This is a genomic window from Proteus penneri, from assembly GCF_003144535.1.
In the GTDB taxonomy this organism is placed as follows: domain Bacteria; phylum Pseudomonadota; class Gammaproteobacteria; order Enterobacterales; family Enterobacteriaceae; genus Proteus; species Proteus penneri.
This window is the reverse complement of the sequence record NZ_PHFJ01000012.1, coordinates 158,063-178,523: the sequence shown is the minus strand read 5'-3', so window position 1 is coordinate 178,523 and position 20,461 is coordinate 158,063. Positions and strand designations below refer to the sequence as shown.

At 39.1% G+C, this 20,461-nt stretch carries 19 protein-coding genes, 1 tRNA gene and 1 pseudogene; 19 read left to right on the top strand and 2 right to left on the bottom strand.

What is annotated here, in order from left to right; translation table 11 throughout:
* The first annotated feature begins 40 nt into the window (after window positions 1–40).
* The 5 genes from CUB63_RS14720 (at window position 41) to CUB63_RS14700 (ending at window position 4,104) form a co-directional block, all read left to right on the top strand.
* Window positions 41–117 (top strand) — tRNA-Asp (locus CUB63_RS14720).
* A 217-nt stretch (window positions 118–334) separates the two neighbouring features.
* Window positions 335–1,120 carry an endonuclease/exonuclease/phosphatase family protein gene (locus CUB63_RS14715; RefSeq protein ID WP_072065154.1) on the top strand — a complete coding sequence of 262 codons (786 nt, stop codon included), beginning with the start codon at window positions 335–337 and terminating at the stop codon, window positions 1,118–1,120.
* A gap of 184 nt (window positions 1,121–1,304) precedes the next feature.
* Window positions 1,305–2,498, top strand: coding sequence for an NAD(P)/FAD-dependent oxidoreductase (locus CUB63_RS14710; protein WP_072065153.1), 1,194 nt, complete (start codon window positions 1,305–1,307; stop codon window positions 2,496–2,498).
* A gap of 11 nt (window positions 2,499–2,509) precedes the next feature.
* Window positions 2,510–2,899: a hypothetical protein gene (locus CUB63_RS14705; protein ID WP_109400219.1), complete on the top strand. Its 390-nt coding sequence runs from the start codon at window positions 2,510–2,512 to the stop codon at window positions 2,897–2,899.
* A gap of 23 nt (window positions 2,900–2,922) precedes the next feature.
* The gene (locus CUB63_RS14700; protein WP_072065151.1) at window positions 2,923–4,104 is read left to right on the top strand and encodes a methionine gamma-lyase; all 1,182 of its coding nucleotides are present in this window, start codon (window positions 2,923–2,925) and stop codon (window positions 4,102–4,104) included.
* Window positions 4,105–4,182: 78 nt separating this feature from the next.
* Here the strand turns inward: CUB63_RS14700 and CUB63_RS14695 are convergent, their stop codons facing one another.
* Complete coding sequence (locus CUB63_RS14695) at window positions 4,183–5,550, bottom strand: amino acid permease (protein WP_006534096.1); 1,368 nt, start codon at window positions 5,548–5,550, stop codon at window positions 4,183–4,185.
* 166 nt (window positions 5,551–5,716) lie between these two features.
* On the opposite strand from CUB63_RS14695, the gene queE reads away from it, so the two are divergent.
* Window positions 5,717–6,388, top strand: a complete 672-nt coding sequence (gene queE, locus CUB63_RS14690; protein WP_072065150.1) for a 7-carboxy-7-deazaguanine synthase QueE — start codon at window positions 5,717–5,719, stop codon at window positions 6,386–6,388.
* An 82-nt stretch (window positions 6,389–6,470) separates the two neighbouring features.
* Here queE and queD read toward each other — a convergent pair whose 3' ends face one another.
* Window positions 6,471–6,836, bottom strand: coding sequence for a 6-carboxytetrahydropterin synthase QueD (gene queD / locus CUB63_RS14685; protein WP_109400217.1), 366 nt, complete (start codon window positions 6,834–6,836; stop codon window positions 6,471–6,473).
* Window positions 6,837–7,134: 298 nt separating this feature from the next.
* Between queD and cysJ the strand changes: the two genes are divergently transcribed.
* The 13 genes and pseudogenes from cysJ (at window position 7,135) to CUB63_RS14620 (ending at window position 20,340) form a co-directional block, all read left to right on the top strand.
* On the top strand, window positions 7,135–8,946 hold the full coding sequence (gene cysJ / locus CUB63_RS14680) for an NADPH-dependent assimilatory sulfite reductase flavoprotein subunit (protein ID WP_109848390.1): 1,812 nt from the start codon (window positions 7,135–7,137) through the stop codon (window positions 8,944–8,946).
* Window positions 8,947–10,678: pseudogene (cysI, locus tag CUB63_RS14675) on the top strand (assimilatory sulfite reductase (NADPH) hemoprotein subunit).
* On the top strand, window positions 10,675–11,406 hold the full coding sequence (locus CUB63_RS14670) for a phosphoadenylyl-sulfate reductase (RefSeq protein ID WP_109848389.1): 732 nt from the start codon (window positions 10,675–10,677) through the stop codon (window positions 11,404–11,406). The pseudogene cysI and the gene CUB63_RS14670 overlap by 4 nt, the downstream one beginning before the upstream one ends.
* Window positions 11,407–11,610: 204 nt before the next feature.
* Complete coding sequence (gene cysG / locus CUB63_RS14665; RefSeq protein ID WP_109848388.1) at window positions 11,611–13,035, top strand: siroheme synthase CysG; 1,425 nt, start codon at window positions 11,611–11,613, stop codon at window positions 13,033–13,035.
* An 11-nt stretch (window positions 13,036–13,046) separates the two neighbouring features.
* Window positions 13,047–13,955: a sulfate adenylyltransferase subunit CysD gene (gene cysD / locus CUB63_RS14660; RefSeq protein ID WP_109848387.1), complete on the top strand. Its 909-nt coding sequence runs from the start codon at window positions 13,047–13,049 to the stop codon at window positions 13,953–13,955.
* Between the two features lie 11 nt (window positions 13,956–13,966).
* Entirely contained in the window at window positions 13,967–15,418 is a 1,452-nt protein-coding gene (cysN, locus tag CUB63_RS14655) for a sulfate adenylyltransferase subunit CysN (RefSeq protein ID WP_109848386.1), read from the top strand.
* Window positions 15,418–16,032 (top strand): adenylyl-sulfate kinase, encoded by a 615-nt coding sequence (cysC, locus tag CUB63_RS14650; protein WP_082147393.1) that lies wholly within the window; start codon window positions 15,418–15,420, stop codon window positions 16,030–16,032. The genes cysN and cysC overlap by 1 nt, the downstream gene beginning before the upstream one ends.
* 330 nt (window positions 16,033–16,362) lie before the next feature.
* Window positions 16,363–16,653: a cell division protein FtsB gene (gene ftsB, locus CUB63_RS14645; RefSeq protein WP_036913758.1), complete on the top strand. Its 291-nt coding sequence runs from the start codon at window positions 16,363–16,365 to the stop codon at window positions 16,651–16,653.
* A 39-nt stretch (window positions 16,654–16,692) separates the two neighbouring features.
* Entirely contained in the window at window positions 16,693–17,439 is a 747-nt protein-coding gene (gene ispD / locus CUB63_RS14640; protein WP_006534078.1) for a 2-C-methyl-D-erythritol 4-phosphate cytidylyltransferase, read from the top strand.
* Window positions 17,440–17,443: 4 nt separating this feature from the next.
* Complete coding sequence (gene ispF / locus CUB63_RS14635) at window positions 17,444–17,929, top strand: 2-C-methyl-D-erythritol 2,4-cyclodiphosphate synthase (protein WP_006534077.1); 486 nt, start codon at window positions 17,444–17,446, stop codon at window positions 17,927–17,929.
* Window positions 17,926–18,978 (top strand): tRNA pseudouridine(13) synthase TruD, encoded by a 1,053-nt coding sequence (gene truD, locus CUB63_RS14630; protein ID WP_109848385.1) that lies wholly within the window; start codon window positions 17,926–17,928, stop codon window positions 18,976–18,978. The genes ispF and truD overlap by 4 nt, the downstream gene beginning before the upstream one ends.
* Entirely contained in the window at window positions 18,956–19,720 is a 765-nt protein-coding gene (gene surE, locus CUB63_RS14625) for a 5'/3'-nucleotidase SurE (protein WP_072065141.1), read from the top strand. The genes truD and surE overlap by 23 nt, the downstream gene beginning before the upstream one ends.
* Entirely contained in the window at window positions 19,714–20,340 is a 627-nt protein-coding gene (locus CUB63_RS14620; protein ID WP_109848384.1) for a protein-L-isoaspartate(D-aspartate) O-methyltransferase, read from the top strand. The genes surE and CUB63_RS14620 overlap by 7 nt, the downstream gene beginning before the upstream one ends.
* Window positions 20,341–20,461 lie beyond the last annotated feature (121 nt).

Here is a 20,461-nt window from a genome sequence, read left to right as displayed (position 1 = left end):
GCGTTAATGTTAAATAACATTAATCGCGAAAAGAATACGCGGAGCGGTAGTTCAGTTGGTTAGAATACCTGCCTGTCACGCAGGGGGTCGCGGGTTCGAGTCCCGTCCGTTCCGCCAACATTAAGAAACCTAAGTCATTAGACTTAGGTTTTTTTTTGCTTAAAATTTAGAAAAAAGTATAAATTAATCAGATAATTTTAAGTAAACATAACTATTATGTATAAAAATAATTACTTTTGTTGATAATGATGTCCTTTTAAAGGGTGAGAGTGAAGCTTGCCTTTGGTATACTTTAGCTATAGCAAGAGATCTTGCTGTTTACCTGAGGTTGCTAATGGCGAAAAAACCGACTTATTCAGTGCGTTTTGTGGCAGGTCAACCTGTTGAGCGGATTGAACCTAGCCCGCCTTTAAGTGAAAGAAAGGATATTTTACCTATTGGAATGCCTCTTTACACCGAAGGCATTCTAAAAATTGCGGTTTGGAATATCTATAAACAGCAACGCCCCAATTGGCGCAATATGTTGGAAATACTTTCAACAGATACACATTTGCTTTTGTTACAAGAAGCGCAAACTACACCAGAGCTTGTCCGTTTTGCTGGGGCTCATCATCTAATAGCAGACCAAGTTCCTGCCTTGGCTTTTCAACAACATCCTGCAGGAGTGATGACATTATCAAGCTCTCATCCTATCTATTGCTGTCCTCTCAGAGAGAAAGAACCCTTCTTACGGTTGTCCAAATCAGCATTAATTACGGTATATCCATTAATTACGGGTGATCATTTAATGGTCATTAATGTACATGCGATTAATTTTAGTTTTGGAGTTGATGTTTATCAGCGTCAATTGAGCAATTTATCTGTTCATATCATGCATCATAAAGGGCCGGTTATTTTAGCAGGGGATTTTAATGCGTGGAGTCGTCCAAGAATCAATGTATTAAAACGCTTTGCGAGAAGATTAGGACTTAAAGAAGTTATTTTTGATAATGATTGGCGTACCAAAGCCTTTGGCAAACCGTTAGATTATATTTTTTATCGCGGACTATCGTTAAATAATGCTGAAGTGTTAATCACTGATGCATCCGATCATCATCCTTTAATTGCGACATTCTATTAATTGGTTATGATAACATTAATAAATATTAAGCTAATAATATTTAAATGTTATATAACTATATTTATTATTTATTAATATAACTATACTAGACTTAACTAACCTATCTATTTAATCTATTTGTTATATTAACATCATTTACTATACTTTTTTTGTCTATCTAATATCACTAGATATAGGAAATAAAATGCCAGCAAAAAATATAGTTATTATTGGCGGTGGTACCGGCGGAACTATTCTTGCTAATATCCTAGCTAAAAAATTAAATGAAGAAATATTTTCAAATAAAATTAAAATTACACTTATTTCAGATAATCCTAATCATTATTACAAACCTGCATTTATGTATATTGCATTTAATCTTTTTTTAAAAGAAGAGCTAATGCGATCAGAAAGAAGTTTATTAAGACCTGAAATTGAATTTGTTATCGATAAAGCAGAACGTTTTGACTTTAATAATAAAGTGATTTACTGCGAATCTAATAAAAAATATAACTATGATTTTTTAGTATTAGCAACAGGTTGTGTTCCTAGTCCTCATAGAATTGAGGGTTTAAAAGAAGCGGGAAATCATTTTTACCAATATGAAGCGGCTAGAACACTTGCTGATAAATTAGCTAAAATTGAAAAGGGTCGTGTATTTATTACGGTTAGCTTCCCTGAAACGCCCAATGTACCTCACCAATGTGGGATCGCGCCAATGGAAACCACATTGATGCTGGATGAATTTCTTCGTCAGCGTCGGGTGAGAAATAATATTGAAATTGTTTATACCTATCCTACGGTTGCTCAACTTTTAAGAAACTGTCTGTTTATGCAACAAGAGGTTTGTGAAGTGCTTCCTGCTGTATTCTCTGAGCGAGATATTAAAGCTAAACGGGGCTTTACGTTGAGCCATGTTGACCCTGATAAGAAAATAGCTTACTCAAAAGAAGGCGAGGCAGAGCCATTTGATATCCTTATGAGTACACCGCCTATTACTGCCGTTGAGGCGATCCGTAATACAGGTTTAAGTGAACATAATAATGGTGAAGGCTGGTTACCTACTGATCCTGAAACATTGCAGGTCTATGGATTAAATCAAGTGTATGTTCTTGGTGATACGGTTGATTTACCGATTAGTAAAGCCGGTGGTAGTTGTCATAATCAAGCGGGCGTAATTGCAAATAATATCTGTGGTGAACTTCGTTATGGTTATCCAGCTGCAATTTATGATGGTCGCGTGCAAGCAGTCGCACAAATGGGATTATCAGCAGGTATGCCATTACAGTATGACTATAAGCATGACGTAACTCCTACACCACCAACAAAGCTGGGCGGGTTACTACGTAATAGTTATAACCGAGGCTTATATTGGGCAACCGTTAGAGGATTATTATAGGGGATACAATAATGAGTGAAAATAAATTAAGCCCTGCAGATATTCAATTATTATCTGACGAAGACAAATTACATCTTCAACATTTATTAGAAAAAGCAAGACCATTATTAGCATTAAAGCGCTTTGATAATATCGTCGATTTATTATCTTTAATATCTGACTCAATAGATATTATAGATAATGCGACAGTTGAAAAACTTTCGGTTGCGTTTGAAGAAACATTAATACCAGTATGGGAATTAAGTACTGCTTATAATATGGCAAAGAAAGAATCTCTTTATCAAGATAAAAAATATACTTTAGGTTCAACTTTCGCATTGTTAAAAAATCCTGATACCCTCAAAGGGATCTCAATTATTCTAAGAACAGTTCAAATTATTGGAGAAAATAACCATAAATAGAAAATTAATTGTGAGGAAATATTATGAGACAATCTAGTAAACATTTTAATACTCAAGCAATACATTATGGCTATTCTCCGTTAGATTCTCAGGGGGCATTAGTGCCTCCTATTTTTCAAACATCCACTTTTGTTTTTCCAACGGCACAATACGGCGCTGATTGTTTTGCAGGTAAAGAGAAAGGACATTTTTATTCTCGGATCTCAAATCCAACACTCGATTTATTGGAAAAGCGTCTAGCTCAATTAGAAAAAGGAGAAGCCGCGATTGTCTTTTCTTCAGGAATGGGGGCGATTACTTCTAGTTGCTGGTCGTTACTAAAACCTGATGATGAATTAATTGCAGATATGACGCTTTATGGTTGTACTTTTACGTTCTTCAATCATGGGCTCGCTAAATTCGGTGTTAAAATAAAGCATGTTGATTTAACTAACCTTGAAAAATTAAAAGAAGCAATTACAGAGAAAACAAAGCTCATTTTCTTCGAGACGCCTGCTAATCCTAATATGCGTGTCAGTGATATAGCAAAAATATCAGAAATTGCGCATCAACATAATATTTTAGTAATGGTAGATAGCACTTATTGCTCGCCTTATTTACAGCAACCTTTAGGACTTGGTGCAGATATTGTTGTGCATTCAATGACCAAATACTTATCAGGCCATGGTGATGTAACGGCTGGCGCGATTATAACAACGCATGAATTAGCCGATAAAATACGTGTTGAGGGTTTAAAGGATATGACAGGGGCTTGTTTATCTCCTCACGATGCTTCATTAATATTGCGGGGAATAAAAACACTTGGGATAAGAATGGAGCAGATCTGCGAAAATGCACAACGTATAGCACAATACCTTGAAGATAATCCTAAAGTCGAAACGATTTATTATCCTGGATTAGCTTCTTTTCCTCAATATGAACTTGCCAAACGCCAGATGCGTTTAGCCGGTGGCATGATAGCTATTGAGTTAAAAGGAGGTATTAAAGCAGGTAGAGAGTTTCTCAATCGTTTAAATCTTTTTAGTCGAGCTGTGAGTTTAGGAGACTGCGAATCTTTAGCTCAACATCCTGCCACAATGACCCATGCCACTTATAGTGCAGAAGAACGACAAAGGCATGGTATTAGTGATGGTTTAATTCGATTATCAATTGGTCTTGAAGATGTCGAAGATTTAATTGCTGATTTAAAGCAAGCATTGGTTTAGTGAAAATCACATAATCATAATAAAGAAAAAGGCTGTGAAAATATCCACAGCCTTTATTGTTTAACTCAAAAATACGACTTATTTCTGGTTCATTCTCGGTTTGATACCTACATAGTAGCCAATAGTTAAAATTGCTACCCATACCATACCGACAACCAATGCCATTCTGGTTGACTCAAAATAGCCTAAGATTGCGATAACAAACGCCATAAAGACAATGGTTAGTGCGGGGGCAACAGGCCAAAATGGTACTGGGAATTTCAGTGTTTTTACCTCTTCTGCGCTCATCTTACGACGCATAGCAACTTGAGAAAGTAAAATCATTAACCACACCCAAACTGTTGCAAATGTTGCAATAGAGGCGATTAAAACAAAGATTTGCTCTGGAATAAGGTAGTTAAGTACTACGCCCAGCAACAAGACGACAGACATCACTAGCACCGTCATCCAAGGTACACCATTACGGGTGAGCTTCATAAAAGATTTTGGTGCTTGTCCTTCTTGAGCCATACCGTACATCATACGACCAGCGCCGAAGATATCACTGTTGATCGCAGAAATTGCGGCTGTAATAACCACTAGATTTAAGATGTTTGCTGCTGAATTGATCCCGAGATTTGAGAAAATCTGTACAAATGGGCTACCATTATGGCCGATTTGTTGCCAAGGGAAAATACACATTAGAATGAATATTGTTAGAACATAGAATAATAAGATACGAAACGGTACGGCATTGATAGCTTTAGGAATGGTTTTCTCAGGATCTTTCGCTTCACTGGCAGTAATACCAATGACTTCAATCCCACCAAATGCAAACATCACAATGGCAAGAGAGGCGATAACTCCTTCAATGCCATTTGGCATAAAACCACCAAACTCCCATAAGTTAGAAATACCAATAGGATGTTCTGTTTGTTGGCCAAAGCCATACATCATAATGACAATACCACCAATTATCATGGCGATAATCGCAGTGACTTTAACGATAGAAAGCCAAAATTCCATTTCACCAAATATCTTCACATGGCAAAGGTTTAAGGCGCCAATAAAGCAAACAATGCCTAATACCCATATCCATTGATCAACATCTGGGAACCAGAGTTTCATATAAAAACCGAATGCGGTGACGTCAGCCAGACAAACAATCAGCATTTCAAAAACGTAGTTCCAGCCAGTTAGAAATCCCGCTAAGGGCCCCATATAATGGCTAGCATATTGTGAGAAAGAGCCCGCAACAGGATGATGAACAGCCATTTCACCTAATGCACGCATAACCATAAATACTGCCGCCCCACCAATAAGATAAGCAAGCAATACAGCTGGGCCTGCTTTCTCAATAGCGGCCGCAGAGCCATAAAATAAACCTGTACCGATTGCAGAGCCTAGCGCCATAAAACGAATGTGCCGCCCTGACAATCCTCGTGAAAGTTGATTCTCTTTTTGCATCTAAAGTATTCCCATCTCTGTCCAACTGAGGAACTCTATCCTCTTTTTCAGTGTCTTCTCGCACGTTAGCTATTCAAAACAAACCATGTACCTTATCATAAAGCCTCTTACGGTGAGATAGTTATCTGTAATAATCATCAGCATTCATTGGATATCAGAGTTTCTTATGCAATACCCCATTAATGAAGTGTTTCAAACCTTACAGGGTGAAGGTGTTTTTACTGGCGTTCCTGCGCTTTTCGTTCGATTACAAGGTTGCCCAGTCGGTTGTAGTTGGTGTGATACCAAGCATACTTGGGAAAAAGAAGACGAAAAAAAAGTTCTTCTTGGCGATATTCCTATTAAAACGCAAGAAAGTGATACGTGGGGAGAAGCCAGCGTTGCTCAGATTTTATCACTTTTTCAACAGCAAGGTTATAGTGCGAAACATGTCGTTATTACAGGTGGAGAACCTTGCTTATATGATTTACGTCCTTTAACTGAAGGACTTGAGCAAGCAGGTTTTGCCTGCCAGATAGAAACCAGTGGTACTCATGATATTTTATGTAGTGAGAAAACATGGGTGACACTATCCCCAAAAGTAGGCATGAAAGGGGGATTTACAGTATTACCCAGTGCCATTAATCGAGCTAATGAGATAAAACATCCCGTTGGGCGTGAAAAAGATATTGAAGCATTGGATACCTTACTGACATTACGCACAGAACACCCTGCACCTGTTGTTGCCTTACAACCCATTAGTTGTAAAGAGAGTGCGACGGCATTATGTATTAAAACCTGTATTGAACGTAATTGGCGTTTTTCAATGCAAACACATAAGTATTTAAATATTGCATAATCGCGTTTTTAATATAAAAAATCAGCCCATAAAAGGCTGATTTTCTTTTTTTAGGTGATCACGATTTAATATTGATACAGATCTATTCACCGCGATAAATACATCCTGCTGTACACGTTTCTTTCACCATCACCGCAGATAATAATGGCAATGACGGTTTTACTTGTTGCCAAATCCATTTTGCCAGCACTTCGCTGGTCGGATTTTCTAGGCCTTCAATTTCATTAAGATAGTAGTGATCTAGACGCTCAAGAGTAGGTTTAAATGCGGCTTTCACATCAGCAAAATCAATAAGCCAACCTGAATGTGCATTAACTTCACCTGTTAGCTCTAATCTAACAAGAAAAGAGTGCCCATGAAGACGTCCACATTTGTGGCCCTCAGGAACATGTGGCAAATGGTGGGCGGCTTCAAACTGAAAATCTTTAAAGATGGTGGTTGTCATCAAAACTCTCTTGACTTAATTAGTAAAAAAAAGACACAAATAGAACGAAGGCTACCAGTGTAGCTGATTTAGCGTATCACGCCTAATCCCCCTTAATCTTAATGGCTTATTATGTTCCTTTTTGCTTATTCATTATATTGATAAAGGAAACCAATAAATAAATTTAGCATTTAAGGTTATTAGATAGAGCTAACAGGTCTTTAATTCACCTTCTAGTCGTGGGATACCCTCTCAATATTAGAAATATTATCGAAGAACAATAAAGCACAGATAAGTGCTTCGCTTTTTTAAGGCAGGATAAATGAGCAATCAACCTCCATTATTATCAATGCTTCCATTAACACCGGAGCAATTGAGTAAATTACAGGACGCAACAAAAGATCTCTCAACAGCGCAAATTGCGTGGTTATCTGGCTATTTGTGGGGGCAACTTAATCCTTCTGTCGTATCTGCATCGACAACGGTTACGCCAGTGCAAGTACCAGAACAGGAAACTATTACCTTGATCTCTGCTTCTCAAACCGGTAATGCACGTCACCTTGCAGAACAGTTACGAGATCATCTGGTTGCTCATAAATTGAATGTAGAACTATATTCTGCAGGTGAATATAAATTTAAGCAGATCCATAAAACAACAACCTTGATCATCATTGCATCGACGCAAGGTGAAGGTGATCCTCCTGAAGAAGCGATTGCTTTCTATAAATACCTGCACTCTAAAAAAGCATCTGAAATGAAGGAAACGTCTTATGCGGTATTCAGTTTAGGCGATACCTCTTACGAACATTTCTGCAAAGCAGGTAAAGATTTTGATGAGCGAATAGCACAACTGGGCGCAACACGTTTATTACCAAGAGTTGATGCCGATGTTGAATATCAAGCCGTTGCAGATGAATGGATAAAACAGCTTACTGAACTCTTAAAAGCAAAAGTACCAGCACAAAGTACACAAGTTTTACAACAAACACAGTCAGGTACGACGGATACGATTGAGGCCTCTATTTATCATCGAGATGCGCCTTTTACTGCCACATTACTGACTAATCAAAAAATTACAGGTAGAAATTCAGATAGAGATATTCGCCATATTGAAATCAGCCTTGAAGGTTCTGATTTGCAATACCAACCGGGCGATGCGCTGGGCGTTTGGTTTAATAACTCGCCTGAAAAAGTCGATGAACTTATTGCGTTATTGTGGCTAAAAGGTGATGAACCTGTCACATTAAAATCTCAAACATTCACCTTAAAAGAAGCCTTATTACATCATTGTGAATTGACTCAAAATAGCGCACCTATCGTAAAAGCCTATGCGCAATTGACGCGCCATGAAGATTTATTGTCATTAGTGTCTGATAAAATAAAGCTTCAGCAATATGCAGATAAATACCCTATTAATGAGATGGTACGCCAATATTGTGCTCAACCCACTGCACAAGATTTTGTTGATATTTTACGTCCACTAACTCCTCGCCTTTACTCTATTGCATCATCACAACAAGAAGTAGAAGACGAAGTACATCTTACTTTAGGGGTTGTGCGCTATGACGTTAACTCACGTGCTTATACTGGTGGAGCCTCTGGTTTTTTAGCGGATAGCTTAAAAGAAGGCGATAGCATCAATGTCTTTATCGAAAAAAATGCACATTTTCGCTTGCCTAAAGATAACACAGCACCCGTCATTATGATTGGCCCAGGTACAGGTATTGCACCTTTTAGAGCCTTTATGCAACAGCGCGAAAATGACGGTGCAACAGGTAAAAACTGGTTATTTTTTGGTAATCCTCATTTTGTTGAAGATTTTCTCTATCAAGTGGAATGGCAACGCTATGTCAAAAGCGGTTTGTTAACTCATATCGATTTAGCATGGTCACGGGATCAAGCACATAAAATTTATGTACAAGATAAATTGCGTGAGCGTGGTAATGAGATTTGGCAATGGTTACAACAAGGCGCTTATCTTTATGTCTGTGGTGATGCATCACATATGGCAAAAGATGTTGAACAGGCGTTGTTAGAGATTGTGATGGAGTATGGCAATAAAAATAGTGAAGAAGCAGATGAATATTTAAGTGAGCTACGCCTAGAACGGCGTTATCAGAGGGATGTCTATTAAATGAAATCACAGACTCAAGCGCCCTTAGTGGTTGAAGGGAAACTGGCTGATAGTGAACGCATGAAAAAAGAGAGTCACTTTTTACGCGGCACTATTACAGAAGACTTACAAAATGGTTTAACGGGTGGGTTTGAAGGTGATAACTTTCTATTGATCCGCTTTCATGGCATGTATCAACAAGATGACAGAGATATTCGTGCTGAACGTGCAGAGCAAATGTTAGAGCCGCGTCATGCCATGATGCTACGTTGTCGCTTACCTGGTGGCATTATTTCCCCTAAACAGTGGCTTCGCATTGATCAGTTTGCGACTGAAAATACACTTTATGGCAGCATTCGTATTACTAATCGTCAAACATTTCAATTTCATGGCATCTTAAAAGGCAATGTAAAACCCGCACATCAAATGCTAGCAGCAACAGGGCTAGATTCTCTAGCAACAGCGAATGATGTAAACCGTAATGTGTTATGTACTTCAAACCCAGTGCAGTCTTCATTACATCAAGAAGCGTATGAGTGGGCGAAAAAAATATCAGAACACTTATTACCGCGCACCCGTGCTTATGCAGAAATTTGGTTAGATAAAGAGAAAGTTACAACAACAGATGAAGAGTCTATTTTGGGAGAAACCTATTTACCGCGGAAATTTAAAACCTCGGTGGTGATCCCGCCTCATAATGATGTTGATCTTCATGCTAATGATATGAATTTTATTGCAATTGCTGAAAACGGGCATCTAGTTGGGTTTAACGTGCTGGTGGGGGGGCGGTCTTGCAATGACGCATGGCGATAAGAATACCTTTCCTCGCTTAGCCAGTGAGTTTGGTTATATCCCTATTGAAAAAACCTTAGCAATTGCTGAGGCGATTGTGACGACCCAGCGTGATTGGGGAAATCGTACTGAGCGTAAAAATGCAAAAACAAAATACACATTAGAACGTGTTGGAATAGAAACATTTAAGCAGGAAGTTGAACGTCGTTCTGGTGTTATTTTTGATGCTATTCGACCTTATGAATTTACCCATCGAGGTGATCAAATTGGTTGGTTAAAAGGTGTTGATGATAAATGGCATCTTACTTTATTTATTGAAAGTGGCCGATTAATTGATAAACCTGATGCTCAGTTAAAAACGGGGGTTGCTGAAATTGCTAAAATTCATCAAGGTGATTTTCGCCTTACAGCTAATCAGAATTTAATTGTGGCGGGTGTACCTGAAAATGAGAAAGCAAATATTGAAGCTATTGCTCGCCGATATGGATTAATTGATGACAAGGTGACCCCACTGCGCGAACATGCAATGGCCTGTGTTTCTTTTCCAACATGCCCATTGGCGATGGCAGAAGCTGAGCGCTTTTTACCCTCATTCACCGACACACTAGATAGCTTAATGACAAAACATGGTGTGAGTGAAGAGCATATTGTTGTTCGTGTAACAGGATGCCCAAACGGTTGTGGTCGAGCTATGTTGGCAGAAGTTGGGCTGGTGGGTAAAGCCCCCGATCGTTATAACCTACATTTAGGTGGTAATCGTATTGGGACACGTATCCCTAGAATGTATCGTGAAAATATTACTTCGCAAGAAATTATAGCAATACTTGATTCATTGATTGGTGATTGGGCCATTTCTCGCCATAACAATGAAGGTTTCGGTGATTTTCTTATTCGCACTAATGTTGTTAAACCTGTACTAAATTCAGCAACTGATTTTTATGAAGTACAGGAGGCAGTATGAATATATTTCAGCTTGAGCAACTAAGGTTATTAACGATAGAAGAACAACAAAAAACGTTAGCTGAAATTAATCAACAACTTGAGAAACTCACCGCTATTGAACGTATTACTTGGGCTTTAGCTCATTTGCCTAAAGCTTATGTATTAAGCTCTAGTTTTGGTATTCAAGCCGCAGTATGCCTGCATTTAATCACTCAGCAATATCCTGATATTCCTGTGATTTTGACCGATACGGGTTATTTGTTTCCTGAGACGTATCAGTTTATTGATACATTGACGCAACAGTTACAACTTAATTTAAAGGTGTATCGAGCTGAATTATCTTCATCTTGGCAAGAAGCGCGTTACGGAAAACTTTGGTTAGAAGGGATTGACGGTATTGAGCGTTATAACCAGATAAACAAAGTAGAGCCAATGGAAAGGGCACTAAAAACATTACAGGCTCAAACATGGTTTGCAGGTCTTCGCCGACAACAAGCTAAAAGTCGTGAACATTTACCTGTGCTTTCAATCGCAAAAGGGATCTTTAAGTTTTTACCGATAGTAGATTGGGATAATAAGCAAATTCATCAATACCTTAAAGAAAACAACTTACCTTATCATCCTTTATGGGAGCAAGGTTATCTCTCTGTAGGGGATACTCATACAACCCGAAAATGGGAAGAAGGTATGAGCGAAGAAGAAACACGATTTTTTGGTTTAAAACGTGAGTGTGGGTTACACGAGTAACGTTATTATTTACCAATAAATAATAGGGGGAATAGCGCTTGTCTATTGCCCTTTTTGTCATTTTAAAAAATTAACTATTTGAAATTATTTGTTTTTCCCTTATTCCTTTCTGTTCCATCACATAGCTTTTTGTCATTTCATAACCCCTAAAGCACCTTTTATAGTCGTTAGTTACAAAGTGAACAACGAAGGTGAAATGCGCGTATGGATTACCTACCCTTATTTGTGGAATTAAAAGAACGCCCAGTGTTATTGGTGGGTGGTGGTCATGTTGCTGCGCGTAAAGCTTTGCTGTTGTTAAGAGCCGGCGCTCGCTTAAGAGTGATTGCACCTCATTTATGTGATGAATTACATCTTGCTTATCAGCAAGAGAAAATTGAATGGGTATCAGCCAAATATCAATCTGAACATTTATTAGGAATGATGCTGGTGATTGTTGCAACTGATGACAGTGCGCTTAATCAGCAAGTTTATCTTGATGCACAAGCTCGACATATTTTTGTCAATGTGGTGGATTCACAGCCTCAATGCTCATTTATCTTTCCTGCCATTATTGATAGAAACCCTATTTTGATTGCGATTTCCTCTGCGGGAAAAGCACCCGTTTTAGTGCGTATGATCCGCGAGAAATTAGAAGCCTTATTACCAAATTCATTAGGCACAATGGCGACAATAGCAGGAAAATGGCGCCATAAAGTGAAACAACACTTAGATACTTTTCAAGCGCGTTGTCGTTTTTGGGAGCAAGCCTTCGGTGGTAAATTTGCCACTTTAGTGGCGAGTGATCAATTGGTTCAAGCAGAGGCCCAACTTGAACAACAACTAAAACAAAAAGAGAGCCAACAAGGTGAACTCGCATTAGTTGGGGCTGGCCCAGGTGATGCTGGTCTATTAACACTACGTGGTTTACAGGTTATTCAACAAGCTGAAGTTGTTCTGTATGACAGTTTAGTGAGTCCAGAGGTTTTAGAGCTTGTACGACGCGATGCTGACGCTATTTGTGTCGGTAAAAGAGCGGGGCACCCTAGTGTTTCTCAAGAAAAAATCAATGCACTGATCGTGAAATATGCGCAATTGGGTAAACGTGTTGTCCGATTAAAAGGCGGCGATCCCTTTATTTTTGGCCGTGGTGGCGAAGAGCTAGAAATTGCAGTACAACATGGCATTTCATTCCAAGTTATTCCCGGTGTTACTGCGGCAAGTGGCGCAAGTGCATACGCTGGTATTCCATTAACGCATCGTCAATATGCCCAAAGTGTCACCTTTATGACGGGGCATTGTAAAGCTGATGGAATTGAACCGGATTGGGCATCATTAGCGCAAGCTAATCACACTCTCGCGATTTATATGGGAACGACAAAAGCAGAGTTTATTAGCCAGCGTTTAATCAAACTCGGACGTTCTCCACTAACGCCAATTGCGGTGATTAGCTGTGGTACACGTCGTGAGCAACAAGTCTTCACGGGAAATCTAACGCAATTAGCGCAATTGGCAGAAAAAGCACCGACTCCAGCTCTATTGATTGTGGGAGAGGTGGCTGCATTACACCATCAACTTGCGTGGTTTGGCGATAGACACGCATATCCGTCTTTTCCTTCGCACCATTCATCTTTGGTTTATTTTGCCTAAACGAGGTTGCTATGAATGAAACACAATTAACCCATCTTCAGCAATTAGAAGCAGAAAGCATTTATATTCTGCGCGAAGTCGTCGCTGAATTTGAAAATCCCGTCATGCTTTATTCAATAGGCAAAGATTCCTCGGTGATGTTGCATTTAGCACGCAAGGCGTTTTATCCCGCTAAATTACCTTTTCCTTTGCTACATGTTGATACTGGCTGGAAATTTCGAGAAATGTATGAGTTTCGAGATAAAACAGCTAAAGAATATGGTTTTGATCTTAAGGTTTATCGCAATCCACAAGGTGAAGAGCTTGGAATTAATCCGTTTATTCATGGTAGTGCAAAACATACGGATATCATGAAAACAGAAGGGCTAAAACAAGCCTTAGACAAATATGGTTTTGATGCGGCATTTGGTGGTGCGCGCCGTGATGAAGAAAAATCACGAGCTAAAGAGCGTATTTATTCGTTTAGAGATAGAAAGCATCGCTGGGATCCGAAAAATCAACGGCCTGAATTATGGAAAAACTATAACGGGCAGATTAATAAAGGTGAAAGTATTCGTGTATTTCCACTATCTAATTGGACGGAACTCGATATTTGGCAATATATCTATTTAGAGAATATCGACATCGTTCCTCTCTATTTTGCCAAAAATAGACCCGTTATTGAACGTGATGGCACCTTAATTATGGTAGATGACGACAGAATTGATCTAAAGCCGGGTGAATTGATCGCTCAGCAAAAAGTGAGATTTAGAACTTTAGAATGCTGGCCATTAACGGGTGCGATACCTTCACAAGCAGAAACGCTACCCGCCATTATTGAAGAAATGCTGATTTCCACCAGCAGCGAACGACAAGGGCGTTTAATTGACAGTGATCAGTCTGCCTCGATGGAACTGAAAAAGCGCCAAGGTTATTTTTAATCGGAGGAAATATGGGACTTTTAGCCGTAAAAACGAATCAACTTGTCGCGGGAGAAATCGCACAACAGGGTGGTGTCGAGCGCTATCTTAAAACTCAACAAAATAAAGGATTACTGCGATTTCTAACTTGTGGGAATGTCGATGATGGAAAAAGCACATTAATAGGACGTTTACTTCATGACACAAGGCAGATCTATGAAGATCAGCTTTCTACATTACAAAATGAAAGTAAAAAGATCGGTACCCAAGGTGAAAAGCTCGATCTGGCTTTGCTGGTGGATGGATTAGCGGCAGAAAGAGAGCAAGGGATCACTATTGATGTTGCTTACCGATATTTTTCAACATCAAAGCGTAAGTTTATTATTGCTGATACACCTGGACATGCGCAATATACCCGTAATATGGCGACAGGTGCATCAACAAGTTCACTTTCTATTCTGTTGATCGATGCTCGAAAAGGCGTACAAGAACAAACACGACGACACAGTTTTATCAGTACACTTCTTGGGATCCGTCACTTGATTGTTGCAATTAATAAAATGGATCTGATGGATTACCAGCAAGCGATCTTTGATTCGATCCAGCAAGATTACCTTCATTTTGCTGAGCAGCTTCCAACGGATCTCACTATTCAATTTGTCCCTATTTCCGCTCTTGATGGTGACAATGTGGTTTCTCCCTCATTGAATATGCCTTGGTATCAAGGAAAAACATTGCTTTCATTATTAGAGGATGCACCAGTTAAATTGGGTTCAGATGTTCAGGCACTGCGTTTCCCTATGCAATATGTGAATCGCCCAGACTTAGATTTTAGAGGATACAGCGGTACAGTGTCTTCAGGTGTGCTTTATCAGGGGCAGCAAATTAAAGTATTACCTTCAGGAAAACATACAACGATTAAACGTATTGTCACGTTTGATGGTGATTTAACGCAAGCCAAAGCAGGGCAAGCAATCACACTGGTTTTGGCAGATGAAATTGATATTAGTCGTGGGGATATTATCGTTGATGATAACGATACAACCGCCAAGATTAGCACTCATGCGTTAATTGACGTGGTGTGGATGTCAGAACAACCTTTAGTCCAAGGTCATACTCTAGATATCAAGATCGCAGGTAAAAAAAGCCGCGCCAAAATAGAGAATATTCATTATCAAGTAGATGTAAATAAACTCACTCAACAAGTAACAGATAATTTAAGTTTAAACGCGATTGGTAGTGTCGAAGTCTCATTTGAAGAGCCGCAGGTGCTGGATAACTATCAAATTAATGCTGATACTGGAGGCTTAATTCTGATTGATCGACTAAGCAATGTTACCGTAGGCGCTGGTCTTATTCGAGAAACGAGAGATAACGCGATACAAACTATGACGCAATATGATGCTTTTGAAGTCGAGTTAAATCAGCTTATTCGTCGCCACTTTCCCCATTGGGGAGCGAGAGATCTTCTTGGAGGAAAATAGTGGTAATTAGCAACGATATTGTTTGGCATCCTCATAAAATTGGATTAAGTGAACGTGAATCACAACAAGCACACAAAGGATGTGTGCTTTGGTTTACGGGGTTATCTGGCTCAGGTAAATCCACACTTGCCGATGCGCTAGAACAAGCGCTTTATCAGCATTCACAAAAGCATTCTCCCATTCATAGCTACTTATTAGACGGGGATAACTTACGCCATGGATTATGTTGTGATCTTGGATTTAGTGCAGAAGATAGGCACGAAAATATTCGCCGTGTGGGGGAAGTGGCTAAATTGATGGTAGATGCGGGGCTTATTGTCTTAACGGCTTTTATCTCGCCTTACCAAAAAGACAGACAACAAGTTAGAGATCGCTTTGAGAAAGGAAGATTTATTGAGATCTTTGTTGATACCCCACTTTCTATTTGTGAATCCCGTGATCCGAAAGGGCTTTATCAAAAAGCAAGGCGGGGTGAGATAAAGCAATTTTCAGGTATAGACTCGCCTTATGAACAGCCTATTGCTCCTGAATTACATTTAGACGGCACTCTTTCTATAAGTGAACTCATCCAACAAATCCTCGCATATCTACGGCAAAAACAAATTTACTGCTAATTTTATGATGACATTAAATTATCTCTGCACGAACCCTCCATAAAAGGGGGGAATGTGTAGAGATAATGTATGCAATAGAGGAAAAAATAGTTATTTCGGTATACCTTTTAAAATACAAATCACGCTTTAATTGAGCATTCATTTATTGATAAATGAACCCCGTAGCACTGCCTTTTAATAAGAAAAAATCAAACCTTTGTCTGAATTTTACAGAAGTTGCCCACGTTTATAGTGAGGAGAATAGGAATAATAATGTAATATATTCCAGCACTTTTGTGGCGTCTGTGGTTGAGTTGTGGGATGATTAGCCCATTAATCTTGGGGGTGGTAATGGGGAAATTAACAGTCTTACTTCTGATTTTACTTGGCTGGCTACAATATTCATTGTGGTTAGGTAAAAATGGTATCCATGATTACAATAAAGTAACTCAAGAAGTTGAATCTGCATTGGCGCAAAATACGCAGTTAAAAGAGCGTAATGATCGTCTATTTGCAGAAATTGATGACCTCAATGGCGGGCAAGAAGCGTTAGAAGAACGCGCTCGTAGTGAATTAGGAATGATAAAGCCTAATGAGACATTTTTCCGTATTGTGAGCGATAAATCTCAACCACGTCGTTAATTTATTGAATTAATAGTGTGTCCTGATACAAATATCATAATGAATATAATAAACTCTACTCTTCCTATTGTTGCTGTTATTCCTGCGGCCGGTATTGGAAGTCGAATGCAATCAGTCCGCCCAAAACAATATTTGAAGATTGGCGGATTGACTATTCTTGAACATACCATTAATGCCCTATTAAAACACCCACGCATAATGCAAATTATCGTGGCGATCAGTCCTAATGACAGCTATTTCCACACTTTACCTTTAGCGCAAGATGAAAGAATAATTACGGTTAATGGTGGAGGTGAACGCGCTGACTCTGTATTGTCAGGTTTAGAGTATGTCACACAACATTTTTCTGAAAATACATGGGTGTTAGTTCATGATGCAGCAAGACCTTGTCTGCATTTTGGCGATCTTGATCATCTTATTAAATTAATCGATGAAAACGTTATGGACCCACAATTTTGTGGTGGCATTCTTGCAACCCCTGTTCGCGATACAATGAAACGTAGTCATCAACAAGATAATCATATTGAACAAACAGTAGAAAGAACAACGCTATGGCATGCTTTAACGCCACAATTCTTTCCTGCCTTTTTATTAAAACAAAATATAGAAAATGCACTCTCACAAAAAGCAATGATCACTGATGAAGCCTCAGCGATGGAGTTTGCAGGATATGAACCTTTATTAGTTAAAGGTCGTGCGGATAATATCAAAGTTACTCAGCCAGAAGATTTAGCGCTTGCAGAGTTTTTCCTCTCACGTCAAATCACCAGTATAAGGAACACATAATAAAATGAGAATTGGACACGGTTACGATGTACATAAATTTGGCGGTGAAGGCCCTATTATTATTGGTGGCGTTAGAATTCCTTATGAACAAGGACTGATAGCTCACTCTGACGGCGATGTTGTATTACATGCGGTTACAGATGCAATTCTAGGCGCTGTTGCTATGGGTGATATAGGTACATTGTTTCCAGATACTGATCCAGCATACAAAGGCGCAGATAGTCGTGTACTCCTTCGTGAAGCGTTCTCACGTGTAAGAGCAAAAGGTTACCGAATTGGTAATTTAGATGTCACGATTATTGCTCAGGCACCCAAAATGCTACCTCATACACCACAAATGCGCGTCAATATTGCAGAAGATCTTCATTGTCATATTGATGATATCAATGTGAAAGCGACCACAACAGAAAAGCTTGGATTTGTTGGTAGAAAAGAAGGCATTGCTTGTGAAGCGGTTGTTTTATTAATGAAAGAGTCATTATCTGAATGAGTGATTTACCTGAACTCTACTGGTTACATGGAAAACCACAAGCAACAGGCTTATTAAAGTCAATTCCTGAAGATTTTATTGTCTGTGAAGATCTTGGTTTCACGCTTGATGGTGAAGGCGAGCATGTCATGGTAAAAATCAGAAAAACAGGTTGTAACACGGCTTTTGTTGCTGAAAAACTGGCAAAATTTGTGGGTATTCACCCTAGAGATGCAAGCTATGCTGGACTAAAAGACAGAAATGCTGTCACCGAACAATGGTTTTGTCTGCGTATGCCGGGTAAAGAGATGCCCGATTTTAGTCAGTTTGTTTTAGACGGTTGTGAAATTCTAGAAACAACTCGTCAACAACGTAAACTACGCATAGGAACGCTAAAAGGTAATCATTTTACATTGGTGTTACGAGAAATTTCTGATCGCAATTTTGTTGATGCTCGATTAGCGCAAATAAAAGCGAAAGGTATTCCTAACTACTTTGGTGCTCAACGATTTGGGCGTAATGGTGAAAACTTACGCCAAGCGATGCGTTGGGCAACCGATGAAATTCGTGTTAAAGAGCGTGGTAAACGCAGTTTTTATCTTTCAGCAGCACGCAGTGCGATGTTTAATCATATCGTCAGCAAAAGATTAGAATGTGATTTATATTCAAAAGTGATACTCGGTGATGCAATGCAACTTCATGGAAGAGGTAGCTGGTTTGTTGTTGATGAGGCTGAACTGGCTCAAACACAAACTCGTTATGAAGAGCATGATGTTCATATTACGGCTCCTTTACCAGGTAAAGGTGATTTAGGTACACAATCACAAGCATTGGATTTTGAGACTAAAAATCTGGCAGAATATGAAGCCTTCTGGTCGTTAGCTAGACAAGAACGAGTTGATAACACAAGACGCGCCATCAATGTATTACCAGAAAATATGTCATGGAATTGGTTAGACGACACCACTGTTACTCTGTCATTCTTTTTACCCGCAGGGAGCTTTGCAACTAGCGTTGTACGTGAATTAATTTTATTAGGGAATGATGATGCTGAAAATATTGGTGAGTAATGACGATGGTGTGATGGCGAAGGGGATACAGACCCTCGCTAAAGCATTGCGCCAGCGTTATGATGTACAAGTTGTTGCACCCGATCGCAATCGTAGTGCTGCATCTAATTCTTTAACAATTGACAGACCTCTACGTAAGCAAGAACTTGAGAATGGGGATATTGCGATTGTTGAAGGGACACCAACAGACTGTGTTTATCTTGGGGTAAACCATTTAGTACGTCCTCGTCCTGATATTGTGGTTTCTGGTATTAATCATGGCCCTAATTTGGGCGATGATGTTATTTATTCAGGTACTGTTGCTGCGGCAACAGAAGGGCGTTTTTTAGGCTTACCTGCCATTGCTGTTTCACTTGATGGTGAAACGCATTTTGAGACTGCCGCTCAAGTGACTTGTGACGTTTTGGCAATGTTACAACAAGTACCTTTAAGAGCAGGAAATATTCTCAATATTAACGTACCTGATATTCCTCTTAATGAAGTAAAAGGTTTTCGTATTACGCGTTGTGGTAGTCGTCATGCTTCACAACATGTTTATACACATACCGATCCTAGAGGAAATAGTCTTTATTGGATTGGGCCTCCAGGTGAAAAAAATGATGTAGGTCCTGATACAGATTTTGCTGCTGTTGACGAAGGTTATGTTTCGATAACTCCATTACATGTCGATTTAACAGCCTATAACGCACTCGATTTATTACAAAATTGGTTAAATAAAGCAGAGGTCAAAAAAACATGTTAAGTCGGTCAATGAAAGACTTACTGACAATGTTAAAACAGCATGGCATCAAGGATGAGAGCTTGCTGGAAGCAATGAGTAAAGTACCAAGAGAGCTTTTTATTGATGAAGCACTTTCTCATAAGGCTTATGAAAATACGGCTTTGCCTATTGGCAATGGGCAAACTATTTCACAGCCTTATATTGTTGCTAAAATGACAGCACTATTGGAATTACAAAGCACCGATTCTGTATTAGAAATTGGTACAGGCTCGGGATATCAAACGGCAGTATTAGCAAATTTAGTCCATCATGTTAGTTTCGTTGAGCGTATAAAGATATTGCAATGGCAAGCTAAACGACGTTTTAAACATCTTGATTTACATAATATCTCAACACGTCATGGTGATGGATGGGAAGGGTGGTCATCAAAAGCCCCTTTTAATGCCATAATAGTGACTGCATGTGCAACAGAAGTACCTCAACAGTTATTGATGCAGTTAGCCGATGGTGGCAGGATGATAATACCTGTTGGTGAACAACAACAAATACTGAAGTTTATCCGTCGTTTAGGTAATGATTTTCACTATCAATCTATAGAAACTGTTAGATTTGTTCCTTTAATCGCAGGTGAGTTAGCATAACTTCCAGATAAATCTGACCGTTTTTTATTACTGCTTTTTAATAGCTTGTCGTAATCTGCACTAATAAATGAAACATTTTCAAAAAATTGCAGTCTTTTTGTTTAACTCGACAAATTGCTAG

Excerpts from the sequence above, each read along its gene's own strand:
- CUB63_RS14715 (WP_072065154.1), top strand. The coding sequence starts at position 335 with ATGGCGAAAAAACCGACTTATTCAGTGCGTTTTGTGGCAGGTCAACCT.
- CUB63_RS14710 (WP_072065153.1), top strand. The coding sequence starts at position 1,305 with ATGCCAGCAAAAAATATAGTTATTATTGGCGGTGGTACCGGCGGAACT.
- CUB63_RS14705 (WP_109400219.1), top strand. The coding sequence starts at position 2,510 with ATGAGTGAAAATAAATTAAGCCCTGCAGATATTCAATTATTATCTGAC.
- CUB63_RS14700 (WP_072065151.1), top strand. The coding sequence starts at position 2,923 with ATGAGACAATCTAGTAAACATTTTAATACTCAAGCAATACATTATGGC.
- CUB63_RS14695 (WP_006534096.1), bottom strand. The coding sequence starts at position 5,550 with ATGCAAAAAGAGAATCAACTTTCACGAGGATTGTCAGGGCGGCACATT.
- queE (WP_072065150.1), top strand. The coding sequence starts at position 5,717 with ATGCAATACCCCATTAATGAAGTGTTTCAAACCTTACAGGGTGAAGGT.
- cysJ (WP_109848390.1), top strand. The coding sequence starts at position 7,135 with ATGAGCAATCAACCTCCATTATTATCAATGCTTCCATTAACACCGGAG.
- CUB63_RS14670 (WP_109848389.1), top strand. The coding sequence starts at position 10,675 with ATGAATATATTTCAGCTTGAGCAACTAAGGTTATTAACGATAGAAGAA.
- cysG (WP_109848388.1), top strand. The coding sequence starts at position 11,611 with ATGGATTACCTACCCTTATTTGTGGAATTAAAAGAACGCCCAGTGTTA.
- cysD (WP_109848387.1), top strand. The coding sequence starts at position 13,047 with ATGAATGAAACACAATTAACCCATCTTCAGCAATTAGAAGCAGAAAGC.
- cysN (WP_109848386.1), top strand. The coding sequence starts at position 13,967 with ATGGGACTTTTAGCCGTAAAAACGAATCAACTTGTCGCGGGAGAAATC.
- ftsB (WP_036913758.1), top strand. The coding sequence starts at position 16,363 with ATGGGGAAATTAACAGTCTTACTTCTGATTTTACTTGGCTGGCTACAA.
- ispD (WP_006534078.1), top strand. The coding sequence starts at position 16,693 with ATGAATATAATAAACTCTACTCTTCCTATTGTTGCTGTTATTCCTGCG.
- ispF (WP_006534077.1), top strand. The coding sequence starts at position 17,444 with ATGAGAATTGGACACGGTTACGATGTACATAAATTTGGCGGTGAAGGC.
- truD (WP_109848385.1), top strand. The coding sequence starts at position 17,926 with ATGAGTGATTTACCTGAACTCTACTGGTTACATGGAAAACCACAAGCA.
- surE (WP_072065141.1), top strand. The coding sequence starts at position 18,956 with ATGCTGAAAATATTGGTGAGTAATGACGATGGTGTGATGGCGAAGGGG.
- CUB63_RS14620 (WP_109848384.1), top strand. The coding sequence starts at position 19,714 with ATGTTAAGTCGGTCAATGAAAGACTTACTGACAATGTTAAAACAGCAT.